This is a genomic window from Flexivirga oryzae, assembly GCF_014190805.1.
In the GTDB taxonomy this organism is placed as follows: domain Bacteria; phylum Actinomycetota; class Actinomycetes; order Actinomycetales; family Dermatophilaceae; genus Flexivirga; species Flexivirga oryzae.
Genome location: NZ_JACHVQ010000001.1, coordinates 182,083 through 205,338, shown reverse-complemented (window position 1 = coordinate 205,338; position 23,256 = coordinate 182,083). Strand labels below are relative to the sequence as shown.

At 68.2% G+C, this 23,256-nt stretch carries 25 protein-coding genes; 6 read left to right on the top strand and 19 right to left on the bottom strand.

The window, feature by feature from the left end; all coding sequences use genetic code 11:
• The first annotated feature begins 61 nt into the window (after positions 1-61).
• The gene (locus FHU39_RS00990) at positions 62-1,033 is read left to right on the top strand and encodes an NAD(P)/FAD-dependent oxidoreductase (RefSeq protein ID WP_246336130.1); all 972 of its coding nucleotides are present in this window, start codon (positions 62-64) and stop codon (positions 1,031-1,033) included.
• Here FHU39_RS00990 and FHU39_RS00985 read toward each other — a convergent pair.
• The 3 genes from FHU39_RS00985 to FHU39_RS00975 are packed head-to-tail and all read right to left on the bottom strand — an operon-like array spanning position 1,026 to position 3,539.
• Positions 1,026-1,841 (bottom strand): ABC transporter ATP-binding protein, encoded by an 816-nt coding sequence (locus FHU39_RS00985; RefSeq protein ID WP_343065681.1) that lies wholly within the window; start codon positions 1,839-1,841, stop codon positions 1,026-1,028. The genes FHU39_RS00990 and FHU39_RS00985 overlap by 8 nt on opposite strands.
• Positions 1,828-3,009, bottom strand: a complete 1,182-nt coding sequence (locus FHU39_RS00980; protein ID WP_221185085.1) for an iron chelate uptake ABC transporter family permease subunit — start codon at positions 3,007-3,009, stop codon at positions 1,828-1,830. Before FHU39_RS00980 ends, FHU39_RS00985 begins: the two co-directional genes overlap by 14 nt.
• Positions 3,009-3,539 carry an HtaA domain-containing protein gene (locus tag FHU39_RS00975; RefSeq protein ID WP_246336129.1) on the bottom strand — a complete coding sequence of 177 codons (531 nt, stop codon included), beginning with the start codon at positions 3,537-3,539 and terminating at the stop codon, positions 3,009-3,011. Before FHU39_RS00975 ends, FHU39_RS00980 begins: the two co-directional genes overlap by 1 nt.
• Positions 3,540-3,663: 124 nt before the next feature.
• Here FHU39_RS00975 and FHU39_RS23920 point away from each other — a divergent pair, with 124 nt between their 5' ends.
• Together FHU39_RS23920 and FHU39_RS23915 are read left to right on the top strand one after the other, a co-directional pair.
• A complete protein-coding gene (locus tag FHU39_RS23920) occupies positions 3,664-4,038 on the top strand; it encodes a hypothetical protein (RefSeq protein ID WP_246336128.1) in 375 nt (124 codons plus the stop codon).
• Positions 4,035-4,322, top strand: a complete 288-nt coding sequence (locus FHU39_RS23915) for a sortase family protein (RefSeq protein WP_246336127.1) — start codon at positions 4,035-4,037, stop codon at positions 4,320-4,322. The genes FHU39_RS23920 and FHU39_RS23915 overlap by 4 nt, the downstream gene beginning before the upstream one ends.
• A gap of 367 nt (positions 4,323-4,689) precedes the next feature.
• Here the strand turns inward: FHU39_RS23915 and FHU39_RS00965 are convergent, their stop codons facing one another.
• The 16 genes from FHU39_RS00965 to FHU39_RS00890 all read right to left on the bottom strand — a co-directional run bounded on the left by FHU39_RS00965 (position 4,690) and on the right by FHU39_RS00890 (position 18,005).
• Positions 4,690-6,417, bottom strand: a complete 1,728-nt coding sequence (locus tag FHU39_RS00965) for an HNH endonuclease signature motif containing protein (RefSeq protein WP_183318138.1) — start codon at positions 6,415-6,417, stop codon at positions 4,690-4,692.
• A gap of 495 nt (positions 6,418-6,912) precedes the next feature.
• Positions 6,913-7,323 carry a VOC family protein gene (locus FHU39_RS00960; protein ID WP_183318136.1) on the bottom strand — a complete coding sequence of 137 codons (411 nt, stop codon included), beginning with the start codon at positions 7,321-7,323 and terminating at the stop codon, positions 6,913-6,915.
• A gap of 77 nt (positions 7,324-7,400) precedes the next feature.
• Entirely contained in the window at positions 7,401-7,856 is a 456-nt protein-coding gene (locus FHU39_RS00955) for an Rrf2 family transcriptional regulator (protein WP_183318134.1), read from the bottom strand.
• 42 nt (positions 7,857-7,898) lie between these two features.
• Positions 7,899-8,834, bottom strand: a complete 936-nt coding sequence (locus FHU39_RS00950) for a sulfate/molybdate ABC transporter ATP-binding protein (protein ID WP_183318132.1) — start codon at positions 8,832-8,834, stop codon at positions 7,899-7,901.
• The gene (locus FHU39_RS00945; RefSeq protein ID WP_343065680.1) at positions 8,831-9,658 is read right to left on the bottom strand and encodes a sulfate ABC transporter permease subunit; all 828 of its coding nucleotides are present in this window, start codon (positions 9,656-9,658) and stop codon (positions 8,831-8,833) included. Before FHU39_RS00945 ends, FHU39_RS00950 begins: the two co-directional genes overlap by 4 nt.
• Positions 9,651-10,502, bottom strand: coding sequence for a sulfate ABC transporter permease subunit CysT (gene cysT, locus FHU39_RS00940; protein WP_343065679.1), 852 nt, complete (start codon positions 10,500-10,502; stop codon positions 9,651-9,653). The genes FHU39_RS00945 and cysT overlap by 8 nt, the downstream gene beginning before the upstream one ends.
• Positions 10,499-11,527: an extracellular solute-binding protein gene (locus tag FHU39_RS00935; protein WP_183318128.1), complete on the bottom strand. Its 1,029-nt coding sequence runs from the start codon at positions 11,525-11,527 to the stop codon at positions 10,499-10,501. Before FHU39_RS00935 ends, cysT begins: the two co-directional genes overlap by 4 nt.
• Before the next feature lie 175 nt (positions 11,528-11,702).
• Positions 11,703-12,728: a hemolysin family protein gene (locus tag FHU39_RS00930; protein ID WP_183318126.1), complete on the bottom strand. Its 1,026-nt coding sequence runs from the start codon at positions 12,726-12,728 to the stop codon at positions 11,703-11,705.
• The gene (locus FHU39_RS00925; protein ID WP_183320804.1) at positions 12,725-14,044 is read right to left on the bottom strand and encodes a hemolysin family protein; all 1,320 of its coding nucleotides are present in this window, start codon (positions 14,042-14,044) and stop codon (positions 12,725-12,727) included. The genes FHU39_RS00930 and FHU39_RS00925 overlap by 4 nt, the downstream gene beginning before the upstream one ends.
• A 441-nt stretch (positions 14,045-14,485) precedes the next feature.
• Entirely contained in the window at positions 14,486-14,860 is a 375-nt protein-coding gene (locus FHU39_RS00920; protein ID WP_221185083.1) for a hypothetical protein, read from the bottom strand.
• Positions 14,857-15,072, bottom strand: a complete 216-nt coding sequence (locus FHU39_RS00915; RefSeq protein ID WP_183318120.1) for a hypothetical protein — start codon at positions 15,070-15,072, stop codon at positions 14,857-14,859. The genes FHU39_RS00920 and FHU39_RS00915 overlap by 4 nt, the downstream gene beginning before the upstream one ends.
• Before the next feature lie 228 nt (positions 15,073-15,300).
• Entirely contained in the window at positions 15,301-15,639 is a 339-nt protein-coding gene (locus tag FHU39_RS00910) for a hypothetical protein (RefSeq protein ID WP_183318118.1), read from the bottom strand.
• 11 nt (positions 15,640-15,650) lie between these two features.
• Positions 15,651-16,052: a helix-turn-helix domain-containing protein gene (locus FHU39_RS00905; protein WP_183318116.1), complete on the bottom strand. Its 402-nt coding sequence runs from the start codon at positions 16,050-16,052 to the stop codon at positions 15,651-15,653.
• The gene (locus FHU39_RS00900) at positions 16,045-16,458 is read right to left on the bottom strand and encodes a hypothetical protein (protein WP_183318114.1); all 414 of its coding nucleotides are present in this window, start codon (positions 16,456-16,458) and stop codon (positions 16,045-16,047) included. The genes FHU39_RS00905 and FHU39_RS00900 overlap by 8 nt, the downstream gene beginning before the upstream one ends.
• Before the next feature lie 129 nt (positions 16,459-16,587).
• Positions 16,588-17,160, bottom strand: coding sequence for a PadR family transcriptional regulator (locus FHU39_RS00895; protein ID WP_183318112.1), 573 nt, complete (start codon positions 17,158-17,160; stop codon positions 16,588-16,590).
• The gene (locus tag FHU39_RS00890; protein WP_183318110.1) at positions 17,157-18,005 is read right to left on the bottom strand and encodes a DUF4097 family beta strand repeat-containing protein; all 849 of its coding nucleotides are present in this window, start codon (positions 18,003-18,005) and stop codon (positions 17,157-17,159) included. The genes FHU39_RS00895 and FHU39_RS00890 overlap by 4 nt, the downstream gene beginning before the upstream one ends.
• 422 nt (positions 18,006-18,427) lie before the next feature.
• Here FHU39_RS00890 and FHU39_RS00885 point away from each other — a divergent pair, with 422 nt between their 5' ends.
• From FHU39_RS00885 to FHU39_RS00875, 3 genes are all read left to right on the top strand, one after another.
• Positions 18,428-22,264 (top strand): multifunctional oxoglutarate decarboxylase/oxoglutarate dehydrogenase thiamine pyrophosphate-binding subunit/dihydrolipoyllysine-residue succinyltransferase subunit, encoded by a 3,837-nt coding sequence (locus FHU39_RS00885; RefSeq protein ID WP_183320803.1) that lies wholly within the window; start codon positions 18,428-18,430, stop codon positions 22,262-22,264.
• Positions 22,265-22,364: 100 nt separating this feature from the next.
• The gene (locus FHU39_RS00880) at positions 22,365-22,622 is read left to right on the top strand and encodes a hypothetical protein (RefSeq protein WP_183318109.1); all 258 of its coding nucleotides are present in this window, start codon (positions 22,365-22,367) and stop codon (positions 22,620-22,622) included.
• A complete protein-coding gene (locus FHU39_RS00875; RefSeq protein ID WP_183318106.1) occupies positions 22,619-22,993 on the top strand; it encodes a twitching motility protein PilT in 375 nt (124 codons plus the stop codon). The genes FHU39_RS00880 and FHU39_RS00875 overlap by 4 nt, the downstream gene beginning before the upstream one ends.
• Positions 22,994-23,256: the final 263 nt, after the last annotated feature.

Below are 23,256 nucleotides of genomic sequence, written 5' to 3'. Positions count from 1 at the left end.
AGTTTGCCATATCAGCAACGTCGCTTGCCATTCGCTATCCGCTCGTCGCACGCTCATCGGTATGATGACAGATGAACTCCGGGACGACTACGACGTCGTGGTGATCGGTGGCGGCGCCGCCGGGTTGAGCGGCGCGCTGATGCTGGCACGGTCGCGGCGCTTCGTGGCGGTGATCGACTCCGGCACACCCCGCAACGCGCCGGCCGACGGCATCCACGGACTGCCGGGGTATGACGGCATGCCGCCCGCCGAGTACCTGGCGCGCGGCACAGCGGACGTGCGCCGCTACGGCGGCGTCGTCGCGAGTGGCGAGGTAACCGGAATCGACCGCGACGGCGCGGGATTCGCCATTGTCCTGGGTGATGGCCGACGCACGCATGCGCGCCGCATCCTGCTCGCGACCGGGCTCACCGACGAGCTGCCGGACGTCGACGGCCTCGCCGGGCGCTGGGGCCGCGACGACCTGGTGCATTGCCCCTACTGCCACGGCTGGGAGGTTCGCGACCGGTCGATCGCGGTGTTGGCGCCGGCGCCGTCGGCATTCCACCTCTCGGTGCTGTGGCGGCAGCTGTCCGACCGGATCACCCTGCTGCTCAACGGTGTCGAGCTTCCGGACGAGCAGCTGCAACAGCTGAACGCGCGCGGTGTCGAGATCGTCGACGGACCGGTGCGGTCCGTGGTCGCGGCCGATGACGCGGTCACCGGTGTCGCCCTCGCGGACGGCCGCGTGGTCCCGTGTGAGGTGATCGCGGTCGGCACCCGCATGGTGGCGCGCGGGGGCCACCTACTGACCTCTCTGGGGCTGTCTGCTGTCGAACACCCCTCAGGAATGGGCGTGTACGTGCCCGCCGACGCTACCGGCCGCACCGAGGCGCCCGGCGTCTGGGTGGCCGGGAACGTGACCGACCTGTCCGCTCAGGTCGGCGCCGCGGCGGCCGCCGGGGCAATGGCCGGCGCGCAACTCAACGCCGATCTGGCCATGGCGGAGACCGCCTCGGCCGCGACCGCCGCAGTGGCCGAGCCGGTCAGCTGATCTCGACCTCCGCGTCGATCGCCTCCGGCACGATCATCGGCCGACCGGTGACCGGGTCGGGGACGACGACGCTCGGCAGGTCGAACACGTCGGCCATCAGCTCCGGCGTGAGCACCTCGGCCGGTGCGCCTTCGCTCACGATGGCACCCGCCCGCATCACGACGAGGTGATCGGCGAACCGGGCCGCCTGGTTCAGGTCGTGCAGGATCGCCACCACGGTGCGCCCATCAGCGACGAGTCGCCGCAGCAGCCGCAGCAACTCGTACTGGTGCGCGACGTCGAGGAACGTCGTCGGTTCGTCCAGCAGCAGGTGCGGGGTGTCCTGGGCGAGTGCCATGGCGATCCACACCCGTTGCCGCTGACCGCCGGACAGCGACGCCACGGGTTCGTCCGCGATGTCGGTCACCCGAGCGTCCCCCATGGCCCGGTCGACGGCGGCCGCGTCCTGGATGCTCCACGACGACAACAACCCCTGGTGCGGGAAACGCCCCCGTGCGACCAGGCGCCGCACGATGATGCCCTCGGGAGCGATCGACTCCTGCGGCAGGAAGCCGATCCGCCGCGCCCGCTCCTTCTGCCGCAGCCGTCCGACGTCGCTCCCGTCCAGCTGGACCGCGCCGCCCTCGATCGGCAGCAGGCTCGAGATCGCCCGCAGCAGTGTCGATTTGCCGCACCCATTGGGTCCGACGACGGCGGTCAGCGCACCGGTGGGGAACGCCACCGAGACGTCGTGCAGGACCGTGCGCGCGCCATACCCCACACGCAGGTGCCGCGTCAGTAGTCCCCGCGCAGCTTCAGCGTCGCCCACTTCGCACCTCTCGGATCAGGAACCACAACAAGTAACACCCACCGAACGACGTCGTCATCACCCCGACCGGCAACGACTGCGGCGCGAGCAGCCACTGCGCGCCGATGTCGGCGAAGAGCAGCAGCGCTGCGCCGGTGAGCGCGGCCGGCCACAACGCCACGCCCGACGCGCCGACCAGCCGGCGCCCGATCTGCGGCGCGCAGAGCGCCACGAACGCGATCGGGCCCGCGACCGCGGTCACCGTCGCCGTCAGCGCGACCGTGACGACGAGCAGAACCAGACGCAAGCGGCCGAGGTGGACGCCTGTCGCGGCCGCGACGTCGTCACCCATGGTCGACTGCTGGATGGCGCCCGCCAGCGGCACGAGCACCCCGACGCAGCCGGCGACGATGACGGCCGGCAGCGCGAGATCCGACATACTCACACCGTTGAGCGAGCCGGCGTTCCAGCCGCTCGCCGCACTCGCGACGTCGTGATCCGTGCGCTGCACGATCCACGAATCCAGCGCGGTCAGAATGGCGTTCACCGCGATGCCGACCACGATGAGCCGCCCGCCACGGAATCCCCCACGCGCGGTCACCCCTGCCGCTTCGAGCTGCCGGTAGTCGTCCGCGGATCCGATCGTCATGTTCGTCAGCACGAGGTCCGGTTTGAGGCTCAGCACCGCTTCGGTGTTGAGGTCGACGCCGTCCTTGCTGACAACCGGGAGGTGCCGCAAGGTCTGCTGCGTGTCGGACACTCCGCGACCGACCAACCGGTCCTGCAGCCCGAGACCGATGATGGTGTCGGTCAGCGTGCCGTAGAGGTCCAGCGCGATCACCCGCTCGGCGTGCTGCACCGTGATGGTCCTACCGGTCGAGTCCTTGACGGTTGCGGGCAGCACCGGTGACGCGTTCGTGATGATCGGCTTCATGTCCGGAACGGTCCGTGCCTCGGCCGGTCCGGTCGCGGTCAGCGCGTTGATGGTGTCGGCCGCGGCGGTGGTCGTCGTCCCGGCGGTTGTGGTTCCAGCGGTTGCCGTTCCATCCGAGGAGGCGGCACCGGTCGACGTCGACACCCCCGAGGGCGACGTCGCCGGGCCGCCACCGCCGGACGAGGTCCCGCAGCCGGTGAGCAGCAGGGCCGCCGCGACGAGCGTCGCGGCGGCCGGCCTCAACTGCTTCTTCATTACCGCCGTGCCAGCTGACGCCGGCGCAGCGCCACCATCAGCAGTGCGAGCACCGCGCTACCGGCACCGGCCAGACCGAAGTCCGCGGCGTGACCGGAGCCACCGGCGCCGCTCGGGGTGTAGCCACCGGTGTTCACGCTGGCACCGCCGGCCGCACCACCGGAGCCGCCACCCGGGACGGTCTCGCCGTCGGCGTTCTGGCACACCTGTTTCGTCGATGCGCTGCGCGCACCGGTGAATGACAGCGTCAGCGAATCCATTGCCTCGCCCGCGGTGTAGAAGCCGGCGAACGCGTTGGCACCGGCGGAGGTGAGCGCCACCGACGCGGTGCCACCGCTGGCGGCCGACCCCGAGAACTGCAGGTTCGCGAAGGCAAGGCCCTGCCCGCCGACCCGGTTGCCGTCGAGCCCGAGCGACGACACGTTGGCGAGCAGCACCCCCGTGCGCGAGGGCCGCCAGACACGGCAGGATCTTTCTCCACCACGGAGAGGTATGGACTTCCACGGCTGCGTTTCCTCGTTTCCGGCCATCCGGCCATCCAGTTAGCTAAGGCTTGCCTAATGAAGTGTAGGCTTACCTTAGGCATACACCACACCGGGGTGCCGGGCCGTCGAGTGCATCGCGCCGGGTGGCATTTGAGGAGAGCGGAAGTCGATGAAGTCGCGCGGGGGTTTCGGCATCGCCGCCGGTGTGCTGGCGGCGGTCGCGGCGATCTGTCTGGTGCTCGCCGGTCTGCTGACGGCGCGGGGCGGCAGTTCGGCGCAACCGGCGTCGGTCGCGACGGGGATGAACGGTCGCCCGGCCGCGTTCGATCCGGGCGTCACCCCGATCCCGATCTCCAAGTCACACGCGGTCGACCAGCATGCCGGTCAGCGCTTCGTGGTGCCGTCGGTCGGTCTGAACGTGCCGCTGGGTGCCCTCGACGAGGTCGGCGGTGAGGTCACGCCACCCGGTTCACGTCGGCATACCGGATCCGCAACCTGGCCGTCTCCCCCAAGAATGCCGACCGCGGGACCGCTTACGTGGTGATGCATTCGACCACCGGCGGCGCAACCGCCCCGGGGAACTACCTGACGAACATCTCCCGCGGCACCGCCACCGTCGGCACCGGCGCGGTCGTCAAGGTTGCGGGTGTCTCGTACCGGGTGACGGGATGGCAGGCGGTCCGCAAGAACGAGCTCGCGTCCACCGCGAACGTGTGGAGTTCAGTGAAGGATCGCCTGGTGATCATCACCTGCCTCGAGCGCCCCGAAGGCGGCCCCTCGATCAGCAACATCGTCATCACCGCCCAGCGCCCAGCGGCGACCGAGTAGCCGCGCTAGCCGAGTAAGCAGCGGTGGCCGAGTAGGCAGCGGTGGCCGAGTAAGCAGCGGTGGCCGAGTAGGTCGAGCCGCTAGGCGAGACCGTGATCGAGGCCCCGCACACACCAGCGGCGGCCGAATCATCACCCCGCGCAACCCCTTTCAGCACCGGCCATTTCAGCGCCCGGCCATTCCCGCGGTGGCCGAGTAAGGGCGAGGAACGAGCCCGCATCGAGGTCCCGCGCCCGCGCTGGCCGAGTCATTGCCCCGCGCAACCCATTTCAGCACCGGCCATTTCAGCGGCGTTGATTTCAGCGGTGGCCGAGTAGGTCGAGCCGTTAGGCGAGACCGTGATCGAGGTCCCGCACCGTCCCGGTGGTCAGGCGACTTTGTCGGCGGCCCAGCCGGGCATGGCGCCTTCGGTCAGGTCCCAGGTGACGCCGTCGGCGGTGATGGTGGCGGTGTAGCCGTGGCGGTGCACGATCTGGTGATGTCGCCGACACAGCATGGCAGAGTTGCTCAGAGCAGTGTCGCCGCCGGCCCACCAGGGCAGCACATGGTGCACTTCACAGAAACCCGGAGGTCGGTCGCAGGTGGGGAAGGTGCATCCCATGTCTCGGTGGACGACGGCGGCCCGTATCCCTGTGGTGGCCAACCGTTTTTCACGCCCCACGTCCAGGGGTTGACTCTTGGTGCCGAGGACGACGGGGATCAGGTCCGCATCACACGCCAACCTCCGGGCGGTACCCGCGTCGAGGATCTCCCCGCCGATGGTGATCGCACCGTCCAAGTCTGTGAGGAGCCGGTGCAGGTCCATCGTGACCAACACGGTGGCGCCGGCACCGATGCCCATCCCGTCCCCGCACACGGTCTTGGCGCCCGCGGCGACCAGGTCCATCAGCGCGTCCACCCGCCGTTTACCCGGCGTCCGTTCATCCCGCACCCGCTCGGGCACGGTGCCGGTGCTGGTGCCGCGTGTGCTGGTGGCACCGTTGCTGGTGGCGCCGGAGGCCGCGCCGTCGACGTCACCGTCGCAGTCGTCGTGCTGGACGTCGGGGTGCAGGCCGAACGCGGCACCGGCGTGACCAGTCGTGCCACCAGCGTCACCAGCGTCACCGGTGGTGTCCTGGAGGTCATCGGCAGTGGTGTCCGCGTCGTGGGTGGGCCCGGACTCACTGTCGCCCGCGGCACCACCGGTGGCGCCGGTGGCGCCGGTGGGGTCGCTTTGCTGGCTGGTGGCGGTCTCGCCCGTGGTCTCGGTGGTGCTGGTGTCTTTGTGCTGGGCGGGGTGGGGTGCGGACAATGCGTTGATGGCTTGTTTGAGGATGGCGGCGTTGGCGGGGCACAGGTCGGCGATCAACCGGATCATCCCGGTCGGCAACGTCCGCCAGGTCAATGATTCCACCTTCTCCAGGTGTGCGTCCTCCCCGGAGAGTTTGTCCGCGGCATAGTTGGCGATGATCCGCCGGGTCAGTTCCGTCACGCCTCGGGACCCCAGCGCCGGGTCCAGTTGCAGGAACCAGGATTGGATGTCTTCGCGGGCCGCGGTCGGTAACACTTCGGCGACTTTCGCGGTTTGCCGCAACGCGGTCCGGGCGGTGGCCAGGGTGCAGGACCCGTCGCGGACCGCCGCGGCGATCACGTGGTTGCGCCGGTCCCGGCACGCCTCGGCCACCACCGACACCGTACTGGCGGCCGAGGGTTCGATACTGGTCCCGGCGGCCCGCGCCCGGGCGCGCACCCACCCGGTGGTGTTGGCCGCGTCCGAGGCATCCACCACACCCCGTTCGCACGCGTTCGCCGTCGCCAGCGTGGCGACCTGCCCGGCCCGCTCCTGCACACCCAGCAACACACTGACCAGGTCGGTGAGTTGGTCTTCGCCGAGCTGGTCGAACACGCGAGGGAGCTGGTCCAGCGCGTCGGCCACGGCCCTCACCTGCTCGGCCAGCCGTGGCCCCAGGCCCGGCTCCGGCCGCCGGGCGGGATCGGGCCCGTCCCAGCAAGTCGTATCCGCTTCCACCGGTGCCGGTTGACCGGGGATGCGCAAGGGTGAGTCGATGGCCACGGTGATCGAGTCCCCCTCTCCCCTAGGTGGTTTCGTTGTCATGATTCTATCGGGTGACGTTCAGGAAGTACAGAGGGTGTGCGAACATTTCTTCGATACGTTTGCCCCGAAACGTATCGGCTCGCGGGGTCGGTGACGCACGCGCGGACCTCGATACGGCTCGCCCTTGCGGGCTCGCCTACTCGGCCACCGCAATATCGCGGGCTCGCCTACTCGGCCAGCGCGGGGGGAGCGGGGTCGCCGACTCGACCACCCGGGGGACGCGACCTCGATACGCCGTTCCTCCGCTGCGCTCCCCCACGGCTACTCGGCCGGCGCGGCATGACGGCTACTCGGCCAGCGCGGCATGGCGGCAACTCGGCCAGCGCGGGGGCTACTCGGCCGGCGAGGCGTGACAGCTAACTCGGCCGGCGCGGCGTGACAGCAACTCGGCCAGCGCGGCGGCTACTCGGCCGGCGCGGCGTGACAGCAACTCGGCCAGCGCGGGGGCTACTCGGCCGGCGCGGCATGGCGGGCGCGGCCGGCGCACCTCACTCGCTACTGGACCAGCAGGCAGAACGGATGCCCGGCGGGATCGGCGAGCACGTAGAGCGGCTCGCCCTCGTCGGCCGAACGATCGAACAACTCCCGCGCGCCGAGCTCGATGGCGCGCGCCCGGTGCCGTTTCAACTCGTCCACCGACGGCACTGTGAAGTCCATGTGCAGTTGCATCGGGACGTCCTCGGATGGCCAGGTCGGGGCGGTGGTGTCCGTCTTCTGCTGGATCGTCACGACGCGCTGGCCTGCGTCGTTCAGCAGCACCAGCCAGTCGGCGTCATCCTCCCCGCTACCCGGCGGCTCCTCCCCCGCGCGGTAATGCAGCCCCAGCAACCGCCGGTAGAACTCCGCGAGCGCACGACAGTCCGGGGCGTCGATGACGGTGTGCAGCAGGACAGGGTATGCCGACATCACGTGGTCCCTCGATCGATGGCCCGAGACGGGCTTGCACCGTTCACGCTAACCCGCCCAGGCAAACACCGGGAGACTCAGCGCGGCAACCAGGACTCCGCGTTCTCGCTCAACCGACGCACGTGCGCCGGCAGTTTGCCGGTGAGCACCTGTTGCAGGCTCGTCTCGTCCAGGATGCGTCGCACGTTGGCACGCAACGCGATCCACACCTCGGGAAGGTGCTCCGCGGTGCCTTCGTAGGTCGTCTCGTGCGGACGCAGGCCACGGACCTCCGCGAGCGGGCCGTCGACCGCTCGCATCACCGCCCCGACGGTGATCTGGCTCGCCGGCCGGGTCAGCCCGTAGCCGCCGTCGGCGCCGCGGACACTGCGGACCAGACCGGCACGACGAAGCTCGGACAGGATCGACTCCACGAACTTGCGCGGCAAGTCCTGACTCGCCACGATCGTGTCCGCCTTCACCAGCTCCGGTTCCCGGACCGCCAGCTCCAGCAGCGCCCGCACCGCATATTCACTCTTCGCCGAGATCTGCACGGCAGCATCTTCGCATTGCCGGAGCAATACACCCGCCAGGGCTCAGCGCGGCGGCCGCACCCAGACCAGTCCACCGGGCTCCAGCTCGAGCGCATCAGCCTGCCCCCGGGACAGCTGCGCCCACGACGACCCGTTCGGGATCTGCAGCTCGACGCGGGTCTGGAAGCCGACCCGGTTCAGGCGCTCCACCTTCGCCTGCACCGACCCGTCCAGCTGATGGTCGGACAACTCGAGGTCGTGTGGACGCACCAGCCGACCGTCGAACTCCGTGACCGGGCCGAGGAATCCCATGACGAAGTCGTTCGCCGGGTGATCGTAGAGCTCGTCGGGCGTGCCGACCTGCTCCACCCGCCCGTGGTTGATCACGACGATCTCGTCGGACACCTCGAGCGCCTCGTCCTGATCGTGAGTCACGAAAACCGTTGTCACGTGGACCTGGTCGTGCAGCCTGCGCAGCCAGTCACGTAGCTCCTTGCGCACCTTCGCGTCCAGGGCGCCGAACGGTTCGTCCAGCAGGAGCACCTTCGGCTCGACCGCGAGCGCGCGCGCCAGCGCCATACGCTGCCGTTGACCACCGGACAGTTGCGAGGGCAGCCGATCGGCGAACTGGTCGAGGTGCACCAACTCGAGCAGTTCGTGGACACGTTCGCGGATCTCGGCCTTGGGCCGCTTACGCACTTCGAGCCCGAAGGCGACGTTGCGGTAGACCGACAGATGCTTGAACGCGGCATAGTGCTGGAAGACGAATCCCACGTTGCGCCGCTGCGCCGGCAGATCGGTCGCCTCCACACCGCCGATCCGCACGACCCCGGAGTCGGCGTCCTCGAGTCCGCCGATGATCCGCAGCAGCGTGGACTTTCCGCCACCGCTCGGCCCGAGCAGTGCGGTGAGCTGTCCCGAGGGGACGGTCAGACTGACGTCGTCGAGCGCGACGAAGTCCCCGAACCGTTTGTTGATGCCCAGCGCCTCGATACTCATGTCGTTCCTCTCTTGTCCTTGCGCAGCGAGGCAGTGACGATCGCCGCAACCGTGATCACGACGAGCAACAGCGCGATCTGGTAGGTGCCGCCTTCGAGCTGCTGGTACTTGTCCTGGATCAGCAGGGTCAGCGTCTGGGTCTGCCCGTCACCGCTGATCCCGCCGGACACCACTCGTACCGCACCGAATTCGCCCAGGGAGCGGGCCAGGCTCAGCACGAGACCGTAGACGAGCGCCGGCCGGATCGTGGGCAGCGTGATCCTGACGAACTGCTGCCACGCGCTCGCCCCGAGCACCTTCGCCGCCTGCTCCATCTCGGTCCCCGCCTCCTGCAGCACGGGCACCACCTCGCGCAGCACCAACGGGAACGAGACGAACGTCGTGGCCAGGATCATGCCCGGCAACGCATAGATGACTTGTATGCCGGAGTCGGCCAGCCCGGCACCGAACCAACCGTCGACGGGCCCGTACACGAGCACGAGTGCCAGGCCGGCGATGATCGGCGAGACGGCGACCGGCAGGTCTGCGAGCGCGCTCAACAAGCGACTGCCGGGCACGCGGTAGCGGGTCAACAGGATCCCGAACACGACACCGAAGACCGCGTTGAGCACCACGGCGACGACCGATACCTCGAGCGTCAGCCGGTATGCCGTCACCGCTGTCGGCGACGTGAGCGCATCCACGAGCTCGGTCCAGCCGTCACCGATCACCCGCGCAACGATGACCACCAGGGGTACGGCGACCAGGATGCCGACATACCCGAGCGCGAGCGCCCGCAGCCCGATCCGGCCGCGGCGACCTCGGGTCGCGACCGCGCTAGCCACGGCGCCGCGCCCTTCGTTGCAGCACATCCAGGCTGAGCAGCACGACCAGGCTGACGACCAGCAGAACCGTGGAAACGGCTGCGGCGCCGACGAAGTCGTAGTTCTGGATGCGCCCGTACGCATAGAGCGACGTGACCTGCGTGTGGTTGAGGCCGCCGCTGATCAGCAGCACCGAGCCGTACTCCCCCATCGCGCGGGCGAATCCGAGGCCAGCGCCGGAGGCGATCGCGGGTGTCAGCTGCGGCAGCACGATGCGGCGGAAGGTCGTCAGCCGGCTCGCCCCGAGGCAGGCAGCAGCCTGCTCCACCTCGGGGTCGAGCTCCTCGAGCACCGGTTGCACCGCTCGGGCGACGAACGGCAGCGTCACGAACACGAGCGCGAAGGCCACCGCCAACCGGGTGCCGTAGATGTCCAGGTGGATCGGGCTGGATGGGCCGTAGACGCTGATCAGCACCAGGCCGGCGACGATGGTGGGCAGTGCGAAGGGTATGTCGATGACGATCTCGAGCAGTCGCTTGCCCTTGAACTCGTCGCGCACCAGCACCCATGCGACGACCGTGCCCATCACCGCGTTGATCACGGTGATGATCAACGACGTGGCGACGGTCAATCGCAGTGAGGCCATTGCCTGTTCAGCGGTGACCGCGTCCCAGAAGCCGGACCAGCCACCACCGAAGGCCTTCACGACGACGGCCGCCAGCGGGATGAGCACCAACAGGCTCAGCCAGAGGGTCGAGACACCCAGGGCTGCGCCGGAGGGCAGCCGCAGTCGGGCCCGCTCCTCGCCGTCGTCACCGCGCGACGTGGTCGTCGCGGGTTCTGGTCGTATGTCGAGCGCTGTCACCCATTCCCCTCCTCGATCTTGGTCACGATGCCGGTCTTCTCGTCGAAGAACTTCGTGTCGACCGTCGACCAGCCGCCGAGGTCACTGATGGTCTCCAGCTGCGACACCTTCGGGAAGGGGTTCGTCGGGTTGTTCGCTCCCTCGATCTTCGCCGGCACATCAGCTGCGTTCAGCGGTCGGAAACCCACGCCTGCCAACACCTTTTGGCCCGCGTCGCTCTGCACGAAGGACAGGAACTTCTTTGCTGCCGGGGACGCCGACTTCGTGACGGCGACCGGGTTCTCGATCTTGAAGGTATCCGACGGCACGACGTAGTCGAGCTTCTTGCCGGCCTGACGGGCTGCGATCGCTTCGTTCTCGTAGGAGATCAGCACATCGCCAGTCCCGGCGAGGAACGCGGTGGTGGCGTCCGCGCCGCTGTCCGGCTTGCTCACCACGTGCGCGAAGAACTTCGCGAGGTAGGACTTGGCGGCGGCGGTGCCACCCTTGTGCAGCCCGTGCGAGTAGGCACCCAGGATGTTCCACTTGGCGGAGCCGGAGGTCGCCGGGTTCGGCGTCACGATCTTGACGCCCGGCTTGATCAGGTCGTCCCAGCCCTTGATGTGCAACGGGTTTCCCGGTCGGACGGCGATCACCACGACAGAGGTGGAGCCGATGCCCTTGGTCGCTCCCTTGTTCCAGGAGGCATCCACGAACTTCGGGACGAGCCGGGTCATGTCCGGCTCCAGGGAGAAGCCGACGTAGTCGGCCGGCTGGCCGCTGGCGACCGCCTTGCTCTGCGAGCCGCTCGCGCCGAACGACTCCGAGACGCCGACCCCCTTGCCCGCGGGGGTCTCCTTGAAGGCGGCAGCGAGCGCGTCATACCCGGGCTTCAGCACGGAGAAGCCGACGATCGCGACCTTCTGCGACCCTCCACCGCCGCCACCGCTGCTGCTGCTCGCGGAACATGCCGTGGCACCGAGCGCGAATGCACCGGCCGCCATGATCGCCGCGGCGCGACGTGCTCGTGTTCGGTGTCCGTTCATGTCCAATCTCTTTTCCCTAGTTTATCGGCTTTACCGACGGAATTACTAGAGAATAGGGCAGACCAGATCATGAGGCACTCTGTCTCGGAATTCGGATACCCAAAGCCGGGTCCGTGCAATAAATCCCCCGCCGCGCTGGTCGAGCGGGGCGAGTCATATCGAGACCCCGGCGTCCCTACCGCTGAGTGGCGTCCTCGACCTCACCAACGAGCTCCTCGAGCACGTCTTCCAGGAAGACGACACCGAGCACCGTGTCATTGCCGTCGACGACGCGGGCCAGGTGAGCGCCGCTGCGCTGCATGGTCACGAGCATGTCGTCGACGTCATCGGTCGGTGCCACGGTCGCCAGGAGGCGGATCCGCCGAGGCGGCACCGGCTCGCCGTACGCTTCGTCCGTTGCGTACAGGACGTCCTTCAGGTGCACATACCCCGCGATGACCCCGGAGCGGTCGATGACCGGGAACCGCGAGAACCCGTGCTTGGCGACCAGCCGTTCGATGTCCTCCGGAGTCGCACCCACTCGCACGGTGACCAGCTCGTCGACCGGCACCGCGACGTCGGACGCGACCCGGTCGGTGAACTCCAACGCGCCCTGCACACGTGCCGACTGCTCCTCCTGCAGCAACCCCTCACGCTGCGACTCAGCGACGATGAGCTCAACCTCTTCCGCCGAGAACGCCGACGTGGCCTCGTCTTTCGGCTCGACGCCGAACCTGCGCACGGCCCATTTCGCGATGGCTTCGACTGCGCGGATGATCGGCCCCAGGACCTTGGTGATCCACAGCAGCGCCGGCGCGAGCAGCAGTGCCGCGCGGTCCGGTCCGGCGATCGCGAGGTTCTTCGGCACCATCTCGCCCAGCACGACGTGGCAGTAGGCGACGATCAACAGCGCGAGAAGCAGGGCGACGACGGTCGACACCCCGTCGGGAGCTCCGATGCCGGTGAAGATCGGCTCGATCAGGTGGTGCAGGGCGTCCTCGGCGACGGCACCGAGCAGGACCGAGCACACCGTGATGCCGAGCTGCGCGCAGGCCAGCAACGACGAAACCTTCTCCAACGCTTCGAGACTCAGCTTGGCGCGTTTGGATCCGGCGGCGGCGAGCGGTTCGAGCTGGGAGCGCCGGGCGGCCATCACGGCGAACTCCGCACCGACGAAGAACGCGTTCCCGAGCAGGAATACCAATGACAGGAGGAGATTCATTCGGCAACCTCCTCCGCCGGCTGTATGACGGGCGCTATCCGCACCCGGTCGACGCGTCGTCCGTCCATGGCGACCACCCGCAGTGTCCAGCCGTCGAGTGCGACCTCGTCACCGACCTGCGGTACGCGACCGACCGCCGACATGACGAACCCACCCACGGTCTCGTAGTAGGCACCTTCGGGGATGACCGCCCCGATGCGGTCGTGCACCTCGTCGGGTCGCCACAGGCCGGGCACGGTCCAGGACCCGTCCGGCAGCAGTCGGCTGGCGTCGACGCGCGGGTCGTGCTCGTCGCTCACCTCGCCGACGATCTCCTCGATCACGTCCTCGAGCGTGACAACGCCTGAGGTGCCGCCGTATTCGTCGATGACGATCGCCAGCTGGAAGCCGCCCTCGCGCAGCAACAGCAGCAGCGGGTCCAGCCGCATCGTCTCGGGCACCAGCACCGGCCTGATCATCAGCGCGGTCACCGGGACGTCCTCCCGGCGGTCCTGCGGCACCGCGATGGCCTTCTTGACGTGGACCACGCCGACGACGTCGTCCCAGTCGTTGCCGAGCACCGGGAAGCGCGAATGCCCGGTGTTCCGCGCGAGGTCCACGACGTCGGTGGCAGTCGCGTCGCGTTCGACATACGCACACCGCACGCGGGGGCTCATCACGTCGGCGGCGGTGCGCTCGCCGAAGTCCAGTGACCGGGTGAGCAGCCGGGCGGTGCCCTCCTCCAAGGTCCCGGCCTCGGCGGACCGGCGCACCATCGACGCCAGCTCCTGCGGCGTCCGCGCTGCGCTCAGCTCCTCCTGCGGTTCGATGCCGAGCATCCGCAGCACGGCGTTGGCCGACCCGTTGAGGATGACGATGAGCGGCCTGGTGACCGTGGCGAAGATCCGCACCGGCCGGGCGATGACCTTGGCCACCGGCAGCGGTGCGGAGATGCCGAGGAACTGCGGGATCAGCTCGCCGAAGATCATCGAGAACAGCGACGCGATGACCAACGCCACCAGTGTCGCGACGGCCGCCGACGCCCCCTCGGAGACGCCCATCGATTCCAGCGGACCTTCGAGCAGTGAACCGAGGGACGGTTCGACCAGATAACCGAGCACCAGCGTGGTGATCGTGATGCCGACCTGCGCCGCCGACAACTGGGTCGACAAGCGGCGCAGCGCGGCCAGCACCGGCCCGGCCCGGCCGTCCCCCTCGTCGACCGCACGCTGCACCGTCGGCCGGTCGAGCGCGACCAGACTGAATTCGGCAGCGACGAACAGCGCTGTGCCGACGGTCAGCACAACCCCGGCGAGGACGAGAAGCCATTCCACCAACATGTCGCGGTCATCGTGTCATGAGTGGTCGCGAGTCGAGTAACCCGAGCCGCGGTGGCCCAGCCGCGGTGGCCGAGCCGCGGTGGCCGAGCCGCCCGAGCCGATAGGCGAGGGCGTGTCGAGGTCCCGCGGCTACCGCCCCCGCCCCGACCACAGCCGAGCCGCGGTGGCCGAATACGCAACCCGCGGTGGCCGAGCCGCCCGAGCCACGGTGGCCGAATACGCAACCCGCGGTGGCCGAGCCGCCCGAGCCACGGTGGCCGAATACGCAACCCGCGGTGGCCGAGCCGCCCGAGCCACGGTGGCCGAATACGCAACCCGCGGTGGCCGAGCCGCCCGAGCCGATAGGCGAGGGCGTGTCGAGGTCCCGCGCCCCGCACATACCTCCCCCAGCCTTTGTGCCACGGAGCGCTGACCCCTCAATTTGTCACAGCAAACACATCAGGACGATACGAGTTGGTGGGCGCGCTGGTATGACACGTCGAGTGCCCTGCCGATGTCTCGGACGGTGAGCCCGTCTGCTTTCAGCTCGCGGGCGGCGTCGCGCGATGCTTGGGCTGCTGCGTGGTTGGCTTCAGCGGCCTGTTTGCGGAGTCGTTCCGCGTCGGCCAGGCGTTGGCGGACATGCTCGGGCAGCTCGATCACAATGTCTTCGATTTCGACTTGGTTTTCATTGACTCCGAGCATGAGCGCCGCCAGCTCTGCTGCCATGGGACCGACGTCGGCGAGGGTGCGAGCCTGCGTCCAGCGGTCGACTTCGGGGACGTAGACGAGCCACCATTTGCCGTCACGCTTGGCGTTCGCATGGATCTTCACTTGCGCCACCATCCTTGTCCTAGCTTGCTCTCGCATTCTTTCCAGATGATCTCGGCCATCTGCTCGGTGATTTCGTTGTGTCGCGGGATCGGGATCATCACGCCATCAAGGTCGTACAGGTCGTGACGCTTGCCGTTCTCGCGAAGTTCCCAGGAGACGCCACCGTCCTTGGCCGCCTTCTTGATCTTCTTGATGACGTCTCTGCGATTCACGCATCGTAGTCTATTCCAACCTAGACATACAAGTCAATCTCGGACTAGACATTCTAGACAGAATAGCAATCCTGACCGTACCCGGCCCGAAACTGGTCATACCCCGACCCAGTGGGGACTCCGGTACGCCTTAACCCGGAAATCCCGCACGTACCTCTCCCCTGTGGAGACCTTCGCCCGCGCGGAACCCCGCAACCCGGAACCCCGCCGCAATCCCCGCAACGCGCGTCACCGCAGCCGGTCCACCTGCCGCTGCGCCTCCTGCACGATCCGCAACACCTCGTCACGGACCGCCTCGGTCGTCTTCTTCGCACGGACGATCTTGCGCGTCGTCTCCCGCAACTGGTTGATGGCGCGTTCGAAGTCGTCGTGCCCGCCGCGCGGCGGCGCACTCGACACCGGCCGCGCCGCCCGACGCGCCTCCTGCGCAGCCGCCTTCAACTCCGCACGCAGGTCCGCAGCCTCCCCCTTCACCCGCGAGCGCACCTCATCGGCGAGCTGACTGACCGACCGGTCCAGGTCGACGATGACACTCCCGTCGGAGCGCGAGCTGAGTCCGGTGGACATCTGGGCCAACGTCATCCTCTTCGCGCCGCTCCCTCCTCGCCGCCTGGCGTTCCCAGAAGGTCCAACTCGACATCCACACCGTTGACGTGGACGACGATGCTAGCCGAGTCCGCGCCCGTCGCCGCCAGGTAGCTGCCAAACGTCGACAGGAGCATGTCGTCGCTGCGCTCGGTCCGCGAGACGACGCTCTGACCGACGCCCAGGCGCTCGGCAACGTCGACCTGGGTGCGACCGGCTGCTTTGCGGATATCGGCCAGGCTCTTGGCATAGATGCGGTTCATATCGCGCATCTGACTTCGGATTTCACCCACTCGCTGCGCTGCGCCGGGTCGCTCCCGAAGCCTGGCGAGGCGCTCGTTTCCGCGTAGGAAACCACGGCTGGGGCCGGCTGCGGCAGCCTGCTTGTCACTCATGCCGGTTGCTCCTTCTTACTTCGCGTTTCCATTGATCAATCAGCGGATCGGATCGATCCCCGACGCCGTTGTAGAAGACGTCGCCGATGCGCGCCTTGTCACCGGCGAAGAGCGCGACCACCACAGTGTTTGCATCGGTTGGTGGGAACCAACAAATCAATCTGATGGCCACTCCCACCCGATACGGATGCGAGACTCGCCAGACGAGATACCTCTTCGACTGCCGCACCCACTTCAGGGTCGCCGTCTCGTTGCCCTTTGACGGCGCTTCTTCCAACTCCTCCAGTTCTTCCAGGAGCGCCTGGACAAGGTCGAGCTTCTCAACCGCCTTGTCGTTACCGCCGGATGCTTCGCGCTCCAGCCGCTCAACCCAGTCCCAGAACTCGGCTGGAGCGTCAATGATCATGCACAATTATGTCACGAGAGCCATATTCACTGCAAGTCATAATTGTCCGCCGCCAGCACGCCGAAACCCGGCAAAACCGCACCGGCATCCCACCGGGGAGACGTGCGCTCGCCAACGAGCGCTACTGCACTACCGCAGCCGGTCCACCTGCCGCTGCGCCTCCTGCACGATCCGCAACACCTCGTCACGGACCGCCTCGGTCGTTTTCTTCGCACGCACGACCTTGCGCGTCGTCTCCCGCAACTGGTTGATGGCGCGTTCGAAGTCGTCGTGCCCGCCGCGCGGCGGCGCACTCGACACCGGCCGCGCCGCCCGACGCGCCTCCTGCGCAGCCGCCTTCAGCTCCGCACGCAGGTCCGCAGCCTCCCCCTTCACCCGCGAGCGCACCTCATCGGCGAGCTGGCTGACCGACCGGTCGAGGTCGACCTTGAGGTCGCCCAGGTCGTCCTGCCGCGCCTCCACCTCGGCCCGCCCCGCGTCAGTGAGGGTGTATGTCGCCTTCCGCCCGTCGTCGCTGCGGCGGACCAGCCCCTCCTCCTCCAGCTTCGCCAGTCGCGGATACACCGTGCCGGCGCTGGGCGTGTAGAGCCCGTTGAACCGCTGCTCGAGATCGCGCATGATCTCGTAGCCGTGATGCGGCCCCTCGGCGAGCAGCGCGAGCAGGTAGAGCCGCAGCTGACCGTGCGCAAAAACGGGACTCATGACGGATCCTTGGACAGGTCCGGTCCGGCCGCGGGCGCCGCCCGCAACACCACGACGTCGCCGGACATGGAGTTCGCCGAGATCCGCAACGACTCGTCGCCGTCACGCGCCTCTCCCCCGCGGTGCCACTTACCGCCCAGCTTCATGCCGTCGACGATGGCCGCGCCGGACATCGTCGACACCTTCACCCGGTAGCCGCCGCCCTGCGGCACCCGCACCGTCACGTCACCGGACACCGTGTTGGACTCCACCCGCGTCCGGAAGTCGGTCAGGTCGAGCGTGATGTCACCGGAGACGCCGTTCAGCTCGATCGGGTCGAGGGCGCTGTGATGCACGGTCATCGCCCCGGAGACGGTGTTGGCCTCGAGCCGCCCACGCAGGTTGCGCCCCTCGAACGTGCCTGACACGCCGTTGATCTCGATGCGGCCGTCGAGGTCGTCGGCCGCCACATCACCGCTGACGGTGTTGAGCGAGGAGTTGGCATGTATGCCGCTCACGACCGCTCCGGCATTCACCGTGTTGATGCTGGTCTTGGCGTCGTTCGGGATGGAGACCGACACCCGGGCGCGCACGTGTCCGGAGCCGCTGCCGAGGCCCTTGATCGTCTCCCACATGCTCGATCCCTCGGACTTGACGTGGCTGATCTCGAGCTTGTGCCCGTCCCAGGTGACCTTCAGCGGCGGCCCGACGACCTCTTGAACCTCCACGCTGGCAGCACCTGAGTCGGTGTGGGTGACCACGTCGACGTGCCCCCCGATCAGCGCGACGGTCAGCGCGGCGACACGCTCGCCCTCGCCACCCACGTCGAGCAACTTCGGGTCGCTGATCTCCCACTGCTGCGCCATGTCGTTCTCTCCTCGTCGTCGTTCTGGAGACCGCAGGACTTCGATGCGGGCTCGTGCATTTCGATACGCCGGCTCGTTCCTCGCCGGCTACTCAATGCAACGCCTCACCCTTACTCAGCCACCGCGGTGCACACTTCGCGACATATCGCGTGTTCGTCAAACACGATATGTCGCGATTCGATGCTGGTCAAGCATCGCCTGCGGGCACGGACCGACGGTCACCCACGACATCCACCGGTCTACGGACGACACGCCGGAAAAACCGCGAAAATTCTCCATAGCACACACCGTGGACCAGGTGTGGCGGACCTGCCCCTTCACGTTACGCTGGATCTGTATGCCGACTCCTGTCGTCATACGCCTGAAACCCGCATAGCCGGACATCCTCAGCATGGCCGTGCCGACCTTGACGAAAGAGGCGCATTCGCGTGTCATCCCAGTCGCCTGACCCCCTCGCGACATTCGGACCCAATGAATGGCTCGTTGACGAGCTCTACGAGCAGTACAAACAGGACAAGAACTCCGTCGACAAGGCGTGGTGGAGCTTCTTCGAGGATTACCGGCCCAGCACCACGCCCGTCGGCAACGGCCAGACGACGAGCACCCCCGCCACGGCGGACGCGGCCCCCGCCGCGACACCGGCGGCCCCCGCAGCACAGAGCGCCCCGGCCACCAAGCCTGCGGCCCCCGCCACGCCCGCCGCCCCCGAGCCGCCCAAGGGCGCCGCCCGGCAGGCGCCCAAGGAGGCACCGCGCCCCGACCCCAAGGACTGGGAGCTGTCCGAGGGCAAGGTCATCGCGCGCGACGCGTCCGCACCGAAGGTGCCGGAGGTCGGCCCCGCCGAGGACCAGAGCGTGCCGCTCAAGGGCGTCGCCGCCCGCATCGTCTCCAACATGGAGACCAGCCTCACGGTCCCGACCGCGACCAGCGTGCGCGCGGTCCCGGCCAAGCTGCTGATCGACAACCGCATCGTCATCAACAACCACCTGTCCCGCAGCCGTGGTGGCAAGGTCAGCTTCACCCACATCATCGGTTACGCCATCATCCGGGCGCTCAAGCTGGTGCCGGAGATGAACTACGCGCTCGGCGAGGACGAGAAGGGCAAGCCGACCCTCATCAAGCCCGGCCACGTCGGCTTCGGCCTGGCGATCGACCTGCAGAAGGAAGACGGGTCGCGCACCCTCGTCGTGCCCAGCGTCAAGGGCGCCGAGGAGATGGACTTCGCGCAGTTCTGGGCGGCATACGAGGAGATGGTCCGCAAGGCGCGCAGCAACAAGCTGACCCTCGACGACTACGCCGGCACCACGATCAGCCTCACCAACCCGGGCGGCATCGGCACGGTGCACTCGATCCCGCGCCTGATGAAGGGCGCCGGGGCAATCATCGGCGTCGGCGCGCTCGAATACCCGGCCGAGTGGCAGGGCGCGAGCGTCGACACGCTCAACAAGAACGCCGTCAGCAAGATCATCACGCTGACCTCGACCTACGACCACCGCGTCATCCAGGGCGCCGTCTCGGGCGAGTTCCTGCGCGTGGTGCACCAGTTGCTGCTCGGCGAGGACGGCTTCTACGACGACATCTTCCAGTCGCTGAAGATCCCCTACGAGCCGATCCGCTGGGTGCAGGACATCGAGGCGGGCCACGACGACGACATCAACAAGGTGGCGCGCGTCCAGGAGCTGATCCACGCCTACCGGGTGCGCGGTCACCTGATGGCCGACATCGACCCGCTCGAATACAAGCAGCGGGCGCACACCGACCTCGAGGTCACCACCCACGGCCTGACGCTGTGGGACCTGGACCGCACCTTCCCGACCGGCGGTTTCGGCGGCAAGCCGTTCCTGAAGCTGCGCGAGATCCTCGGGATCCTGCGCGACGCCTACTGCCGCTCGATCGGCATCGAATACATGCACATCCAGGACCCGGAGCAGCGGGCGTGGATCCAGAGCAAGGTCGAGAAGGGCTACGAGAAGCAGTCCAGCGCCGAGCAGCTGCGCATCCTGCGCCGGCTCAACGCCGCTGAGGCGTTCGAGACCTTCCTGCAGACGAAGTATGTCGGGCAGAAGCGTTTCTCGCTGGAGGGCGGCGAGTCGGTCATCGCGATGCTCGACCGCATCATCTCCGAGGCCGCCGACAACGACATGGACGAGGTCTGCATCGGTATGCCGCACCGCGGCCGCCTCAACGTGCTGGCCAACATCGCCGGCAAGTCCTACGGGCAGATCTTCCGGGAGTTCGAGGACAACCCGCGGCCGAAGTCGGTGCAGGGTTCGGGCGACGTGAAGTACCACCTGGGCACGGAGGGCACCTTCACCTCCGACGCGGGCAACAGCACGAGCGTCTACCTCGCCGCCAACCCCTCGCACCTGGAGGCGGTCGACGCGGTGCTCGAGGGCATCGCCCGCGCCAAGCAGGACCGCATCAACCTGGCCGGTGCGGCGTTCACCGTGCTGCCGATCCTGATGCACGGTGACGCGGCGTTCGCCGGCCAGGGCATTGTCGCCGAGACGCTCAACCTGTCCCAGCTGCGCGGTTACCGCACCGGCGGCACGATCCACATCGTGGTCAACAACCAGGTGGGCTTCACCACGGCGCCGTCGCAGAGCCGCAGCTCGACATACAGCACCGACGTCGCGCGGATGGTGCAGGCGCCGATCTTCCACGTCAACGGGGACGACCCGGAGGCGTGCGTCGGTGTCGCGGAGCTGGCATTCGAATACCGCCAGAAGTTCAACCGCGACGTCGTCATCGACATGGTGTGCTACCGCCGCCGTGGCCACAACGAGGGCGACGACCCGTCGATGACGCAGCCGATGATGTACAAGCTAATCGAGTCCAAGCGCAGCGTCCGCAAGCTCTACACCGAGGCCCTTATCGGCCGCGGCGACATCACCCCGGACGAGGCCGAGGCCGCGCTGAAGGACTATCAGGCGCAACTGGAGCGGGTCTTCACCGAGACCAAGGCGGCCAAGCAGGAGGCCTCCGCACCGGCGGCGGACAGCTCAGTCGGCACCGACGCCGAGGGTCACGGCGGCCTGGAGCGCCCGTCGGCGCAGGAGGCGGACGACTCCCGGGCGGACGGCAGCTACCTGGACACCGCGATCAGCAGCGACGAGTTGCTGCGGATCGGCAAGACGTGGGTGAGCCCGCCCGACGGCTTCACCGTCCACCCGAAGCTCGCCAAGCTGATGGAGCGGCGCGCGGACATGACTACCAGCGGCGGCATCGACTGGGCGATGGGCGAGCTGCTCGCGTTCGGTTCGCTGCTGATGGAGGGCACCCCGGTGCGCCTCGCCGGGCAGGACAGCCGCCGCGGCACGTTCGTGCAGCGCCACTCGGTGCTGATCGACCACACCAACGGCAACGAGTGGACGCCGCTGCGTTACCTGTCGCCGGACCAGGCGTGGTTCTGGGTCTACGACTCGTTGCTGAGCGAGTATGCCGCGATGGGCTTCGAGTACGGCTACTCGGTGGAGCGGCCGGACGCGCTGGTGCTGTGGGAGGCGCAGTTCGGCGACTTCGCCGACGGCGCGCAGACGATCATCGACGAGTTCATCAGCTCCGGTGAGCAGAAGTGGGCGCAGCGCTCCTCCGTGGTGCTGCTGCTCCCCCACGGCTACGAGGGCCAGGGCGCCGACCACTCGTCGGCGCGCATCGAGCGCTACCTGCAGTTGTTCGCCGAGGACAACATGACGGTCGCCTACCCGTCGACGCCGGCGTCGTACTTCCACCTGCTGCGTCGCCAGGCAGCGGCTCGCCCGCGCAAGCCGCTGATCGTCTTCACACCGAAGCAACTGCTGCGGGTGAAGGCCGCAACTTCCAGCACGGAGGACTTCACCAGCGGACGCTTCCAGCCGGTGCTCGCCGACCAGGCGCAGCTGAACAACACCGAGGTCACCCGGGTGCTGCTGGCGTCCTCGCGTGTCGTCTACGACCTGGAGGCCGAGCGCACCAAGCGCGGCGACCAGCAGACGGCCATCGTGCGCGTCGAGCAGCTCGCCCCGATCCCGGCGCAGGAGATCGCGACCGAGCTGGCGAAGTACCCGAACGCCGAGGTCGTCTGGGTGCAGGACGAGCCGCGCAACCAGGGTGCCTGGCCGTTCATGGCGCTGAACCTGCCCGAGTTGCTCGCACCGCTGGGCGAGACCCGCCCGCTGCGGCTGGTGTCGCGTGCGGCGTCCGCGGCCCCGGCCACCGGCTCGCACAAGCGCCACGACGAGCAGCGCGAACAACTGCTGAGCGAGTCCTTCAACCGCTGAGACCAGCAACCGTCAGGGCCGCACACCAACTTGGTGTGCGGCCCGTCTCGTCGCCAACGCGAGGAAACCTCAGTAATACCATCGGTGCTACCGTAGGGTCATGGTGAGCAAGCGATCTGTATCACTTGATGACGACGTGGCCCGACGGATCGAAACGGTAGCTGCGGAGGACGGCGTGTCGTTTTCGGCCTGGTTGTCGGCGGCCGCCCAGCGCCAGTTGCGCCTCCGCGAGGGGCTGCAAGGAGTGGCGGAGTGGGAGTCCGAGGCGGGCGCCCTCACCGCTGCAGAGCGCGCCGCCGGCGAAGCCCTTCTGGACGGGCTCCTCGCGAAGCAGACCGGCGGGGCCGCAGCGTCGTGAGCGGACTGACCTACGACACCGGCGCGCTCATCGCCGCCGAAGCGAACGATCGGCTGCTCTGGTCGCTCCACTCCGCGGCGCTGACCCACGGCATCGTGCCGACAGTTCCTGCAGGGGTGCTCGGTGAGGTGTGGCGCGGCGGCCCGCAGCATAATCTGTCACGAGCGCTGAAGGGTTGTCGGATCGAACCACTGGTCGAGTCACGGGCCCGCGCGATCGGCGTATTGGCCGCGAGTTCCGGCCTCGACGACACCGTTGACCTCGCGGTCACCGAGGGCGCCTTGCGACGAGGGGACGCAGTCGTCACCTCCAACCGGAGCGACATCGAGCTGGCGGCAGGTGGGCAGCGAATCGTCATACATGACGTGTGACGCCACGCCCGCGGCCGGCGAGTGGCCCAGCACGATCCGTCCGGCGACTGAAGTGTCGACATAGAAGTCCGTCACCACCCCCCTTCATGTCCTCCAGCAAGTCGTCGACTGAGTCAGCGGTGCGCAGTTCGTGGTGAGCGAAGACTGACGGGTCGACCGGGCCGGTCCTCTTCGGTGGGGTGGCACCCGAGGCGGCTTGGACGGGCTGGATCGTCCCCACTCGGCGACCGTGCAGTGTCAGCGCATACGTCTCTCCCGGCTGA

Coding starts and splice junctions, on each gene's coding strand:
- FHU39_RS00990 (WP_246336130.1), top strand. CDS start 62: ATGATGACAGATGAACTCCGGGACGACTACGACGTCGTGGTGATCGGT.
- FHU39_RS00980 (WP_221185085.1), bottom strand. CDS start 3,009: ATGAAGAAGCAGTTGAGGCCGGCCGCCGCGACGCTCGTCGCGGCGGCC.
- FHU39_RS00975 (WP_246336129.1), bottom strand. CDS start 3,539: ATGGCCGGAAACGAGGAAACGCAGCCGTGGAAGTCCATACCTCTCCGT.
- FHU39_RS23920 (WP_246336128.1), top strand. CDS start 3,664: ATGAAGTCGCGCGGGGGTTTCGGCATCGCCGCCGGTGTGCTGGCGGCG.
- FHU39_RS00965 (WP_183318138.1), bottom strand. CDS start 6,417: ATGACAACGAAACCACCTAGGGGAGAGGGGGACTCGATCACCGTGGCC.
- FHU39_RS00960 (WP_183318136.1), bottom strand. CDS start 7,323: ATGTCGGCATACCCTGTCCTGCTGCACACCGTCATCGACGCCCCGGAC.
- FHU39_RS00950 (WP_183318132.1), bottom strand. CDS start 8,834: ATGAGTATCGAGGCGCTGGGCATCAACAAACGGTTCGGGGACTTCGTC.
- FHU39_RS00935 (WP_183318128.1), bottom strand. CDS start 11,527: ATGAACGGACACCGAACACGAGCACGTCGCGCCGCGGCGATCATGGCG.
- FHU39_RS00930 (WP_183318126.1), bottom strand. CDS start 12,728: ATGAATCTCCTCCTGTCATTGGTATTCCTGCTCGGGAACGCGTTCTTC.
- FHU39_RS00910 (WP_183318118.1), bottom strand. CDS start 15,639: ATGTCCACCGGACTCAGCTCGCGCTCCGACGGGAGTGTCATCGTCGAC.
- FHU39_RS00905 (WP_183318116.1), bottom strand. CDS start 16,052: ATGAGTGACAAGCAGGCTGCCGCAGCCGGCCCCAGCCGTGGTTTCCTA.
- FHU39_RS00900 (WP_183318114.1), bottom strand. CDS start 16,458: ATGATCATTGACGCTCCAGCCGAGTTCTGGGACTGGGTTGAGCGGCTG.
- FHU39_RS00895 (WP_183318112.1), bottom strand. CDS start 17,160: ATGAGTCCCGTTTTTGCGCACGGTCAGCTGCGGCTCTACCTGCTCGCG.
- FHU39_RS00890 (WP_183318110.1), bottom strand. CDS start 18,005: ATGGCGCAGCAGTGGGAGATCAGCGACCCGAAGTTGCTCGACGTGGGT.
- FHU39_RS00880 (WP_183318109.1), top strand. CDS start 22,365: ATGGTGAGCAAGCGATCTGTATCACTTGATGACGACGTGGCCCGACGG.